This window comes from Isoptericola sp. MSGPD8_1_ISO-PGPR-S23-394 (assembly GCF_058072785.1).
In genome coordinates this window covers 450,266-462,185 of the sequence record NZ_CM176517.1, presented here as the reverse complement: position 1 = coordinate 462,185, position 11,920 = coordinate 450,266, and the positions used below count along the sequence as shown (strand labels likewise).

The 11,920-nt window shown below is 71.7% G+C and carries 9 protein-coding genes and 1 tRNA gene; 6 read left to right on the top strand and 4 right to left on the bottom strand.

Annotation, left to right across the window (positions count from 1 at the left end):
• Positions 1 to 52: 52 nt before the first annotated feature.
• Both AC3RJ8_RS02035 and AC3RJ8_RS02030 read left to right on the top strand, forming a co-directional pair.
• The gene (locus AC3RJ8_RS02035; RefSeq protein ID WP_489714303.1) at positions 53 to 715 is read left to right on the top strand and encodes a hypothetical protein; all 663 of its coding nucleotides are present in this window, start codon (positions 53 to 55) and stop codon (positions 713 to 715) included.
• 1 nt (position 716) lies between these two features.
• The gene (locus AC3RJ8_RS02030) at positions 717 to 2,267 is read left to right on the top strand and encodes a replication initiator (protein WP_489714302.1); all 1,551 of its coding nucleotides are present in this window, start codon (positions 717 to 719) and stop codon (positions 2,265 to 2,267) included.
• Here the strand turns inward: AC3RJ8_RS02030 and AC3RJ8_RS02025 are convergent.
• Positions 2,254 to 2,601, bottom strand: coding sequence for a hypothetical protein (locus tag AC3RJ8_RS02025; RefSeq protein ID WP_489714301.1), 348 nt, complete (start codon positions 2,599 to 2,601; stop codon positions 2,254 to 2,256). The two genes, AC3RJ8_RS02030 and AC3RJ8_RS02025, sit on opposite strands and share 14 nt — an antisense overlap.
• 103 nt (positions 2,602 to 2,704) lie before the next feature.
• On the opposite strand from AC3RJ8_RS02025, the gene AC3RJ8_RS02020 reads away from it, so the two are divergent.
• Positions 2,705 to 2,926: a helix-turn-helix domain-containing protein gene (locus tag AC3RJ8_RS02020; RefSeq protein WP_489714300.1), complete on the top strand. Its 222-nt coding sequence runs from the start codon at positions 2,705 to 2,707 to the stop codon at positions 2,924 to 2,926.
• Positions 2,927 to 2,929: 3 nt separating this feature from the next.
• A complete protein-coding gene (locus AC3RJ8_RS02015) occupies positions 2,930 to 4,147 on the top strand; it encodes a site-specific integrase (RefSeq protein ID WP_489714299.1) in 1,218 nt (405 codons plus the stop codon).
• Positions 4,148 to 4,215: 68 nt separating this feature from the next.
• On the opposite strand, the gene AC3RJ8_RS02010 is transcribed toward AC3RJ8_RS02015, so the two are convergent.
• Positions 4,216 to 4,304: transfer RNA gene (locus tag AC3RJ8_RS02010), tRNA-Ser, on the bottom strand.
• A 109-nt stretch (positions 4,305 to 4,413) separates the two neighbouring features.
• Positions 4,414 to 6,171, bottom strand: coding sequence for a glycosyl hydrolase family 18 protein (locus AC3RJ8_RS02005; RefSeq protein ID WP_489714298.1), 1,758 nt, complete (start codon positions 6,169 to 6,171; stop codon positions 4,414 to 4,416).
• 254 nt (positions 6,172 to 6,425) lie between these two features.
• Between AC3RJ8_RS02005 and AC3RJ8_RS02000 the strand changes: the two genes are divergently transcribed.
• Positions 6,426 to 7,124 (top strand): PAS and ANTAR domain-containing protein, encoded by a 699-nt coding sequence (locus AC3RJ8_RS02000; protein ID WP_489714297.1) that lies wholly within the window; start codon positions 6,426 to 6,428, stop codon positions 7,122 to 7,124.
• A 254-nt stretch (positions 7,125 to 7,378) separates the two neighbouring features.
• Positions 7,379 to 8,065 carry a hypothetical protein gene (locus AC3RJ8_RS01995; protein WP_489714296.1) on the top strand — a complete coding sequence of 229 codons (687 nt, stop codon included), beginning with the start codon at positions 7,379 to 7,381 and terminating at the stop codon, positions 8,063 to 8,065.
• Between the two features lie 73 nt (positions 8,066 to 8,138).
• Here the strand turns inward: AC3RJ8_RS01995 and AC3RJ8_RS01990 are convergent, their stop codons facing one another.
• Complete coding sequence (locus AC3RJ8_RS01990) at positions 8,139 to 11,909, bottom strand: right-handed parallel beta-helix repeat-containing protein (protein WP_489714295.1); 3,771 nt, start codon at positions 11,907 to 11,909, stop codon at positions 8,139 to 8,141.
• Between the last annotated feature and the right edge of the window lie 11 nt (positions 11,910 to 11,920).

Below are 11,920 nucleotides of genomic sequence, written 5' to 3'. Positions count from 1 at the left end.
CGTCGAGGCCCTGCAAGACCTGCTCGCCGTCGTCGACCGCCGCCAGCGGCAGATGTACGGCCGGACGCGGGACTTCGAGCCCACGCCCGGGGACCCGGTGCACGTACTCATGATCGACGAGCTCGCGGTGCTGACGGCCTACGCCTCCAAAAAGGTCCAGAGCGAGGCATCGGACCTGCTGCGGCGCATCCTCACCCAGGGGCGTGCGCTCGGCGTGGTCGTGGCAGCGTTCGTCCAAGATCCCCGCAAAGAGACCGTCGGTATGCGTGGGCTGTTCACACAGACCGTCGCGCTACGGCTGCGGTCGGCGTCCGAGACGTCGATGGTGCTCGGCGAGGGCATGGCCGACTTGGCTCCCGCTCACCAGATCAGCCCAGCCCACCCGGGCACGGGATATGTGGTGGCCGACGACGGGCACGTGGAGCGGGTGCGGGCCGACTTCTGGGAGGACACGTTCATCCGGATGGTGGCCGACACCTATCCGGCGCCCGATCGGCACGAGCTCGAGGTGGTCTCGCCCCAGGTCGACGAGGCTCCGGACGCCGACCCGATGGACGACGAGAACATGGGTCCGGTCGCGGCCTCGTCGGGCGCGGCGTCCGCCAATACCGACGCCGCACCGCCTGCGAGCAACGGGCCCGCGCCTCGCGTGCGGACACCTCGCAAGCCCCGTGCTGCTCGCCAGCCAGCCGCCTCGGGGGCCCGCGGTGAGTGACGTGCACACTACGACGGGAGAGTTCCCGGGGTTCGGGCAGGACGCCCCGCTCGACCTCGGGAACCTCTCCCCCGCCGCCGTCGCCGGCATCACGTCCCGGCTGCGCGACCGCTCCGTCGGCGCCTTCTCCGAGGCTGCCGCTCGGGTGGGCTTCTGCTCTCACCCGGTCCGACTCAAGGGCTCGTCGGCCACCATCGACGCTTCGACGGGCGAGGTGCTGGCCGAGTTCAGCTCTGCCGATGCTCCGCTCGGCGTCCTGTACCGGGCCTGCGGAAACCGCCGCGAATCCGTCTGTCCGGCCTGCTCGCGTGTGTACGCCCGCGACACGTTCGAGATGATCCGCGCCGGGTTGCTGGGCGGCAAGACCGTCCCGGCCGAGGTTGCGGACAACCCGCTCGTCTTCGCCACCCTCACTGCGCCGTCGTTCGGGCACGTCCACGGCACCCGCTCCAAGAACGGTGGAGCCGGTCGCTGCCGCCCTCACGGTCGAGGAACCTGCCCGCACGGCGTCCCGCGCTCCTGCACCGCGCAGCACTCCGAGCACGACCCCGCCGTCGGCGGTCCGCTGTGCGAGACCTGCTACGACTGGAAGTCCGCCGTCGTGTGGCAGTGGCACGCCCCGGAACTGTGGCGGCGGTTCACCATCGCGATGCGCCGCCAGGTCGCCGAGACACTGGGCGTGCGAGAGTCGGCGCTCCGCGACATCGCCTCGGTTCAGTTCGCCAAGGTCGCCGAGTACCAGGTGCGCGGCCTCGTGCACTTCCACGCCCTCATCCGCCTCGACGGACCTGACGGCCCCGGCTCAGCCGCTCCCCTCCCCGGCGCGGTGCTCGGTGAGGCTGTCCGAGAGGCTGCACGGACGGTCTCCGTCACGGCACCTCCGGTCGACGGTGCGGACGTCCCGCGCGTGCTGCGCTTCGGTCAGCAGCTCGACGTGCGGTGCGTGCGCTCTGGCGTGCCGGAGAACGACGAGGGCTCGGACGACCTCCGGCCCGAACAGGTGGCCGGCTACCTCGCGAAGTACTCGACCAAGGGCACGGGCACCGACCCGTCGGCCCCGCGACCGCACCACCGGCGCCTCATCCGCACATGCCGATGGCTGGCCGAGCGCGCCGCCACCGCCTGCCGTGGCCTCGCCGGCCCCGATCCCGAGGACGACGCCGGCTGCGTCTGCGGGCAGTGTGCCGACAGCCCGTACCGGCTCCTGGCGAAGTGGGCCCACATGCTCGGCTTCCGCGGGCACTTCTCAAGCAAGTCGCGCCGCTACTCCATCCCGCTGGGACGACTGCGCCGGGCACGGATGCGGTTCCAGCGCCTCAAGGCCGATGCCGACCGCGACGGCACGCCCATGGACACCGCCGACCTCGAGAACCGCCTGCTGGCCGAGGACGAGGAAACCACGCTCGTCGTCGGCTCCTGGACCTACCAGGGCACCGGCTGGACCAACCCCGGCGACAAAGCCCTGGCCGACGCCGCAGCCGCCCGGGCCCGCGAGTACGCGCAGTGGAAGGCGCAGCGTCGGGTAGAACGCCGAACAGCTAGGCCGTCATAGCTGCCAGCGACCACACCACGATCATCAGCATCGTCGCCTGGATAGTCACTTGAACCGGGTGCCACCGCTGTCCCGCCAAGAAGACGAACTGCATCGTGAAGATCCCCAGGAAGGCCAGCAGCGTCGCGGCGCTCAGCATCAACGAACCCGTTGCGGGCGTTACCAGCCTCTCGCCCAGATGCGTCAGCCAATCCGACGCGAAGAAGCATGCGACGACGAACTGCCCGATGAAGGCCGCGCCCATCGTCAGGTTCCTGGCGAGGCCAGGGCCGGGGTATTCGGAGCATCGCGCCGGCGGTGCGCTCCGCTCATCGGTCCGGGGGTTCGCGTCCATGCGTTGGCCTCCTGGGTCGGTAGCGGTCCACACCCTACCGACGGCATTCCGACACGACGCAAGAGCCGATCAGCAACCACACCACAACGACGTAGGAGGAACCATGATGAGCAACCAGACCGCACCGACCACCACCCGCCGCCGGCGCCTGATGACGCCGGACGAGCTCGCCGACTACCTGGGGGTGACCCTGCATTGCGTGTACGCCTGGTCCAGCCGCGGCGGCGGACCCAACGTGCTGCGGGTGGGCGCCCGGCTGCGCTATCGCCCCGACGACGTCGAGGCCTGGCTGGACCGGGTCACCGACAGCCGTGTGGCGGGCTGAGCCGTGCCGCGCAAGCCGATCGAGCCGGGCCGCTGGGGGAACATCAGCCGGACCGAACTCGCCCCGGGCTCCTGGCGGGCTCGCGCACGGTTCCGGGACTTCGCCGGCAACCTGCGGACCGTCGAGGCTCGGGGCAGGTCGGGCGCCGCTGCGCAGCGTCAGCTCGAGGACAAGCTGCACCGGATGAACCATGACGGGACGACGGCGGGAAGTGCCGCTATCGACCCCGATACCCGTATGGCGGCGGTGTTCGACCAGTGGCTCGCGGAGAAGCGGGCCGAGGGCCAGATCACCCCGCAGTCGTTGACGATCTACCTCGGCACGCTCGATCGTGAGATCCGGCCCGCCTTCGACGCGCTGCGGGTGCGTGAGGTGACGCCCGTGGCCGTGAACCGCATGCTCATGGCGCTGGTCAACGCCCGGAAGTTCGATACCGCCCGGCAGGCGCGCAACGTCATGTCACAGGTCATGATGATGTGCGTCCGCTACGGGGCGGCGTCGTTCAACCCGGTTCGTGACGCCGTGACGGTCCGCAAGCCCCAGCGTGCCGAGGTCCGCACCCTCGGGCTCGAGGACATCGCTCTGCTGCGCAAGGCCGTCCGCGCCTGGGAGGACCGTCCGCCCGCGATCCGGGGCCGTCGCAACATCACGCTGCTGCCGCAGATCGTCGACACGATGCTCGGCACCGGCCTGCGGATCGGTGAGTGCCTGGCACTGCGGGAAGCAGACCTCGACCTCGACGCAGAGGTCCCGACGCTCACCGTCACCGGGACCGTCGTCCGTGCCGAGGGCCGGCTGCTGCGTCAGACCAAGCCGAAATCGGACTCCTCGCGGCGGACCATCACCCTGCCGGCGTTCGTCGTCGCGGCGATCACCGAGTCGCTGGATCTCGGCCTCGACGGCGGACCGGACGGCCTGGTGTTCCCCTCGACACGGGGCACGCCGCGCTCCCCCAGCCGGATCCGCGACCAGCTCCGTGAGGCGCAGGAGGGCAACGCCGTCGTCGTCACCCCGCACGACTTCCGCCGCACCGTCGCCACCCAGGTCGCGAACAACACCACTATCGCCAACGCAACCGCGCTGCTCGGCCACGCCGACGAGGGCACCACCGTGCGCCACTACGTGAAGCGGACCCATGTGGCCCCGGATCTGCGGGTCGTCATCGACCAGCTGATCGAACAGGCCACCGCGGCCACCGACGTCGTCCCGGGAAAGCGGTGAGTTTCCGGTGACCTGGCAACGACGAAGGGCCCCACAGCCGCAGAATCTCGCGGGTGGGGCCCTTCGGGTGGCGGTAGCGGTGGGATTTGAACCCACGGTGGCTATGAACCACACAGCATTTCGAGTGCTGCACCTTCGGCCGCTCGGACACGCTACCTCGCCGGACGAACCGGCCCACCGAGGATACCGAACGTGGACGCATCTGCGAAATCTGCGCCGCTGCGACGTCGGTCACCTCGGCGGGTCGGTCGAACCGTCCGAGCGGGTCAGACGCAGGGCACCCCTGCGTCCCACCCGCCGGTGACGGACGTGCCCGGCGTCTCGCCGCGGGTCCACCACATCGCGGTGTGGTTCACGCCGGCCCGCGAGACGACGTCGCCGGAGGTGTAGGTCGCGGAGGCGTCGAACGCCTCCCCGCACTCCTCGGCGGCCACGGGGTTGTCCCCGTGCACCCCGATCTCACGCCACGGGCCCCGCTTGGCAGCGGTCCCCGGCTCCTGGTTGCGGGTCCACCACTTCGCCGCGTACTCGGTGCCGTTGTGGGAGACGACGTCGCCGGAGGTGTAGACACCCGAGGCGTACCAGGGCGCGGCCCCGTCGCCCACCACGCGCGGCCCTGGAGCTGCGGCACGGAAGGTGTCGGCCAGCGTGCCGCCGAGCTCGTTGCGGTAGTCGCCGGCGATGTCCCAGAAGTAGGCGCCGCCGAACCCGTTCTCCGCCAGCCACTCGGCCTTGGCGGTCACGGACGTCGGGGTGTCGAGGCTCCACCACTGGTCGCCGTCCCACCGGTAGGACGCCACGGCCTCGGCGTCGTAGTACTCCTCGCCCAGGGTCCGCAGCTCGGAGTAGTTCTTCAGCCCGGCGGCACCGGTCGCCGGGGCACCCGGCGTCGGGTCCTCGACGCCTTCCCAGCCCTGTCCGTACGCGGCGAGGCCGAGCACGATCTGCTCGTCGCGGTACCCGGCGGCACGGTAGGCACCGAGCAGCCCGTCGGCCGCGAGGCCCCAGTTGGCGTCCTGGTCGGGCGCGTCCGGCCAGGAGTAGGTGTGCAGGTTGCCCTGGTGGCCGGTCCGGTCCGCCACCCACGTGCCGTGGTAGTCGTAGCCCTGGATGTTGAGGAAGTCGACGACGGCGGCGAGCCGGGGATCCACCCAGCCTCCGTTGGTGCGCGGGGCCCAGCCGGCCGGCGCGAACCCGGTCAGCAGGTAGTCCTCGCCGTCGGCGGCGGACCGCTCGTCGAGCTCGGCGCGGAACAGCTCCATGAGGGCTAGGAAGTTCTCCTGGTCGACCTCGGGGTTCGGCGACGGGTGCTCACCGGTGGCGGCGGGCCACTCCCAGTCGACGTCGAACCCGTCGAAGATCCCGGCCGCGACGCCGTCGCCGCCCTGGTCGCCGTACACCGGCAGGTTCCCGTCGAGGTACACGTCGAGGCAGGACTCGACGAGCCGCTCGCGTCCGGCAACGGTCGAAGCCGCCTCGGAGAAGTTGTCCGACCAGGTCCACCCGCCCAGCGAGATCATGATCTTCAGGTCGGGGTAGAGCTCCTTGAGCTTGCGGAGCTGGTTGAAGTTGCCGGCGAGCGCCTGTCCCTCGACGTCGGCGACGCCGTCCACGGAGTCCTCGGCGCCGACGAGACGGAGGTAGTCGTTCTCGGGGTCGCCCTCGGGCTGGCCGGGGTCGACGCCGTCGTCGGGCACGACATCGTCGCTGATGTCGCACACCAGGTCGCTGGTGACGTTGCCGAAGGCGTAGGTGAGGTGGGTGAGGTCGGCGGCGGCACCGGTGCGCACGAGGTCGGCGACCTCGTAGTCGTGCGCGTCGCCGGGTGCCCAGCCCGGGAAGTAGCCGAGCGTCGTGTAGCCGTTGGCGCCGTCGGCGTCGTGCGTGGAGCCGGCGTCGGGGACGGGGGCCGGGGGTGCGGCGGCGGCCGGCGCGGCCGCGAGCGCGGCGGCGGCGAGCCCGACGGCGGTGGTCGCCCCGGCGAGGGTCGACAGGACGGCGGATCTGCGGGACGTGTGTGGCATCGGGAGCCTCGTTGCTTCCTCCGGGGCGGCGGGCGCCCCGGACCGGGTTTGTTCGGTTCCCTGCACATTAGCGATCGGCAGCCCCTGACGCCAGAGGCCCGGCCAGACGGCCTGCCCGGACGCCACCGTGGGGAATCGGTGAAGACCTACGCCAGCGCGCGCAGAAGGCACCGGCGTATGTCACGTTCAGATAACGAAGGGGGCATGTCTGCTTGAGAACCTGGCGGACAGCGCCGCTGAACGAGGAGTACCCGATGAACACCGCACAACAGACATCGACGCTGGAGAACGTCCTCGCCCTCGGTGACCGCACCCCGACGGGCCGATACCGCGTGGACCTCGCCACCGAGGAGTGGTGGTGGTCGGACGAGACCTATCGCATCCACGGCTTCGAGCCCGGCGAGATCGTCCCGACCACCGCCATGGTGCTGGCCCACAAGCACCCGGACGATCGCGACCAGGTCCGCGACGTCCTCGACGACGCACGCCGCACCGGGGAGCCCTTCTCCACGGTGCACCGCATCATCGACGCCCACGGCGGTCCGCACGTCGTCTCGATCGTCGGCGAGGGCCGCCGCGACCAGGACGGCGAGACCGTGGAGCTCGCCGGCTACGTCCTCGACCTCACCGGCAGCGTCGACCGCTTCGCCGCCGAGCGCGCCGACTCCTCCATCCGCGCCGCGGCCCGCAGCCGGCGGGACATCGAGCAGGCCAAGTTCCTCGTCGGCATGGCCCTCGAGGTGGACGACGACGAGGCCTTCAGCATCCTTCGACGCGGCTCCAACGACGCCAACGTCCCCGTGCGCACGCTGTCGAGGAATCTGGTCCAGGAGATCCGCTCCACCACCACGCCCGACCGACCGTTCGAGGCCTCGCGCGTGCTGGCGGTCCTCAGGGCGCCGACCACGACGACGGCGCCCACCCAGGGATCGGCCGAGGCTCAGGCCCGCTGACCGCAGCCCCCGGCCCCCGGGGAGCTCGCACCCGTGATCCGGCGTCGGCTCAGGCGTCGACGCTGTCGGTGATCGACGCCCCCCGTCGTCTCCCGTGCGCAGTGGCTGCAGCAGAACGTCTCGTCCTCGACGTCCACCCCGTGCCCCAGCACCATGCACCCGCAGTGAGCGCACCGCGGGGCCATCGCGTGGGCCGCGCACTCGAACGAGTCGTAGACGCCGCTGGCACCGTCGGCCTTCGTGATCGTGAACGTGTGTGCGTACTCGTTGCCGCACATGTCGACGACGGGCTCAACGCGACCGTCAAGGAGGCCACGGACGGCTCGGAGGACTCCGACGCGGAGTCCGACACAGAGTCCGACGAGGGGTCCGACGAGACCGGGACGACGGACGAGACGCAGGAGATGGCCGGCCCCGGTGGTGGGGGCGGCGGCGAGGCCGTGCAGGAGGGCGCCTCCCTGACGGTGACCGGCGGTGCGCTGACGGTCGCCGCCGGCGGTGACGGGCTGGACTCCAACGGCGTCATCGACGTCTCCGGTGGCACGATCGCGATCGCTGCGACGTCGAACGGCGGCGAGGGCGCGGTCGACGCCAACGGCGACGTGACCAGCGCGGACGGCTGGCTCTCCGTGGACGGGTCGGCCGACGCGGGTGCCACCGTCACCGTGCTCGACGCCGAGGGCGCCGAGGTCGCGTCGATCGTCGTCGGTGAGGCGCTGTCCTCGCTGGACCTCACCGCTGACGGGATCGTCGCCGGTGAGAGCTACACGGTGCAGGTCGACGGCGAGGACGTCGGCTCCGCCACCGCCGAGCAGTCGATCGCCACCACGATGGGTGGCGGCCCCGGCGGCGGGGCAGGTGGCGGGGCAGGCGGCGGGCGGCCCCCGGCCGACGGCGAGCTGCCGGAGGGCGCCCGGCCGCCGTCGGACGCCGGAGCCTGAGGTAGCGCAAGGCCCGGTGAGGTAGCGGAACGCGCTACCTCACCGGGCCTTGCGCTACCTCACCGGAGGTGGGTCAGCCGATCCCGAGCAGCCGCTTCAGCCAGTCGGGAAGCCCGTCGATCAGGTCGTCGAGCCAGCCCGGCCACGAACCGTGCCCGCCGTCGTCCCCGCCGTCGTGGTCCTCGTCCTCGACCGTCACCGGCTCGGAGACCGCCACGACCGGGTCCTGGCCCGGCGCGACGGCCGTGACCTCGACGGACAGCTCGTGCCCGACGTCGGCACGCTTGACCTTGTACGTCTCGCGCTCGCCCTTCTTCCCGATCGGCTCGCCGTCACGCAGCCACCGGTAGGAGAGCTCGGCCTCGGCCGACCACTCCCCCGGATCGACCGTCAGGCGCGACCCCTTGACGGCGTCGCCGGAGATCGAGGGCGCCACCAGGTTCTCCAGCGGCTCCTGGACCTCAGGCAGCAGCTCGATCTCGGTCGGGTCCGGGTTCGCGGTCAGGCGGGCCCCGGTGTCCGACGGCGCCACGTCCGTGAGCTCGTAGAGCCCGTTCGTCTCGATCGAGCCGTCCGCGGCGATCTCCGGCAGCGCGGCCGACGCGTCCGTCGTCGTGAACCAGTCCTCGCCGACCTCGGCCGGGCGCCCGTCGGAGGTGTCCGCCGTCGTGCCGTCGAAGTAGTTCGAGGGGTCGGTCAGCAGCGACTCGTCGTCCTGGGCGAGGCCCAGCACGTCGGGGGCCGCGGACCGCCAGGACAGGACCCCGCCGGCCTCGTACGCCGTCGAGCTCGCGTTCGTCTCCAGCCGCACCCCGCGGTCGTTGTCGACGGAGGTCACGTCCTGCAACCGGATGTCCGGTCCGGAGTTCGACGTCACGCCCGTGGCGAGGTTGCCGAAGCTGACCGCGTTGCGCAGCAGGTGGTCGCCCGGCATGGACTCGCCGCCGAGCTTGAACCCGTTGCCCTCGCCGGTCCAGGACGGGTCGTCCTCGGTCCAGCCGTTGGCGTAGGCGACCGAGTCCTCGACCACCACGGTGCCGATCGGGCCGGTGGTGGACTTGGCGTACAGGTCCCAGCCGTCGTCGATGTTGTGGTGGGCGATGTTGTACCGGAACACGTTGCCCTCGCCGACGGTGAGCTTCGCGGCGAACCCGTCGGCGTCGTTCCCGCCCGCGTCGGCGTTGTTGTGCGCCACGGACGACACGACGAGGTTGTGCGACGGCCACATCGACGGCGGCTCGGCCGACAGACCCGAGATCTGGATGCCTGTGTCGGCGTTGTGGTGGGACTCGACCCGTTCGATGACGTTGTGGTGCCCCTGGACGAGCATCGGCTTCGCCTTGTCGGCGGAGCCGGTGATCTCCAGGTCGTACACGTGCCACCAGTCGCCGCGGACGACGAGCCCGCCGTCGGGCGACTCGCCGAGGTCGAGCACCGCGCGGCTGCCCGGCTCGGACATCAGCGTGATCGGGGCGTCCTCGGTGCCGTCACGGCCCCGCTCCGCCACGATGCTGTGCTGCGGCGTGTACGTGCCACCGGTCAGGACGATCTGCTGACCCGCCTGCGCGAAGCCGACCGCCGTGTGGATGTCGAGCGGGTCCTCCTGGGTGCCGGAGCCGTCGGCGGTGCCGTCCGGCGCGACCCAGATCGACTGACCCGGCTCGCCGAAGGAGTCGACCGTGACGGTCACCGGCACGTCCACGGGATCGGTGGACTCCAGCTCCTCGTACTCGCCGAGCTGGGGCTGCTCGTCACCCGGCGTCGCCCGGGCGGTGAAGTGGTTCTCCCCCGGTTCCAGGTCGACCGTGCCGAGCGCCCGCTCGCCCGGGGCCAGCTCGAGGCCGTCGACGACGACGTCGCCCGCGGCGTCGAGGATCTGCCCGGTGCCGTGGAAGTCGGCCACGAGCGGGACATCGAGCGACCGTTCCGGCGTCGTGGTGGTCACGTCCACGTCGAGCGTCGTCGGCACGTACTCCGTCGGCGGCTCCTGGGCGGGGTCGTCGTCGTCCGGGTGGACGGTGCTGAGCTGCCAGTCGGTGACGGTCACGGCGATCTTGCGCGCCACGGCCATGCCGACGTACATCGCCTCCCCGTCCTGCTGCAGGAGCATCTGCGGGTCGTACTGGATGACCTCGACGTCCTCGCCGTCGGCGCCACCGCCCTCCCAGACGGCGTGGAAGCCGGTGTTGGACCGGCGCAGGGTGAGCTCGTAGACGTCCCCGGTGTCGAACTTCGGGCCGGTGACGTCGGCCCGGTAGCCGGGGTCGAAGGGCTCGGCGTCGCTCGTGTCCCGCGCACCGGCGGTGTTGTCGTCGGTGGCTCCGGTGTACCCCTGGACGAACCGGGCGCCGGGCGTCCCGTTCAGCACCGTGTCGGTGCCCTCCCCGTAGCGGGTGACCAGGGCGCCCGCGGAGTTGAAGTAGCGGTGCGGGGAGGACTCCGTGACCAGGTCGTCGACGGCGACGACGCCGAACCCGGACTGGTTGTCCTTCGCCGAGGCGTCGTCCACGTGGAACGTCGCGGTGAGCGTGAAGTTCTCCGTGGCCGGGTCCACCTGCGTGAAGTAGTACTGGAAGCCGTCCTCGGACGAGGCGAGCTTCGTCGAGCTGTCCCGCGCGTCGAACGTGATGGTCCCGTCGCCGTTGTCCGTGACGGAACCGCCGGACCCGGCGTTGGAGCCGACGTCGGCGGACTGCCAGCGCTCCACGGAGCTGGCGACCTCGACGTCGGACGCCGGACCGGTCGCCTGGTCGTCGCCACGGTGCGCGGTGACGCGGACCTGGTAGGTCGCGCCGGCCGTCAGGCCGGGCACCTCGGTGGAGGTCCCGGTGACGCCGTCGACGGCGGTGGTGAAGCCGGCGCCGTCGAGGCTGGTCGCGACGGAGTAGGTCTCGGCCTCGGGCACGCCGGTCCAGTCGAGCGTGACGGTCGCCTGGCCGCCGTCGACGGCGCTGGTGAGGGCGCCCGTGATCTCCGGGGCGACCAGGGGCAGCGAGAACGCGGGGGCGGCGACGCGCTCGGAGACCAGGGCGTCGTCCTGCCCGGAACGGGTCAGCCGGACCTCGACCTCGTAGGTCCCCGAGGAGGGCGGCGTGAGCGCGATGGTCCCGGCATCGCCCTCGGCCGCGGTGAACGCGCGGTCGACGACCTCGCCGTCGGCGTCGTACAGCGCGGCGTGCGCGATGTCGGCGCCGTCGGTACCGATCAGCCCGGTGTAGGCGACCTCGATCCGCGTCGGGTCGTCCGCGTCGAGGGTGACGCCGTCGACCGCCGGGGCGACGACGTCGGACCACGGCGCCCGCTCGGGCGTGGTGCCGTCGCTGATCTCGGCGTAGTAGACGTTGACGCCGGAGCTCGGGGACGCGATCCAGTAGGTGCCGGCCGCGGGCACCTCGAGGGTCTCCGTGGTGATCGGGACGCCGCCGTCATCGGCGAGCGCGGGGACGGAGTCGATCTCGGTCCAGGAGGCGTCGTAGAGGGCGAGGGCGCGGTCGGAGCTGCCGCTGCCGCTGCGCGCGTGGACGATCACCTCGGACGGCTCGTCGACGGTGAGCTGCAGCGAGCGCTGGTCGGCGTCGCCGGAGCCGTTGAGCTTGAGTCGCTGGGAGTAGACGTCGCCGCGGTCGGAGGTGCGCCCGTGGGCCCCGACGTCGACGGCCTTGGCCTCGGTGGCCTTGACGGTGAAGTCACCGGCGACGACGTCGCTCGTGTACTCCCCGACGGCGAGGTCGTCGGCGGCGAGCGCCGTTCCGGGTCCCGCGGCGGCGGCTGCGGTGATCGACGTGGCGGTGAGGGCCGCAGCCGTCACCGCGGCCAACGCCGTCCTGAGTCTGGTGGCTGACATGGATCTCCTCG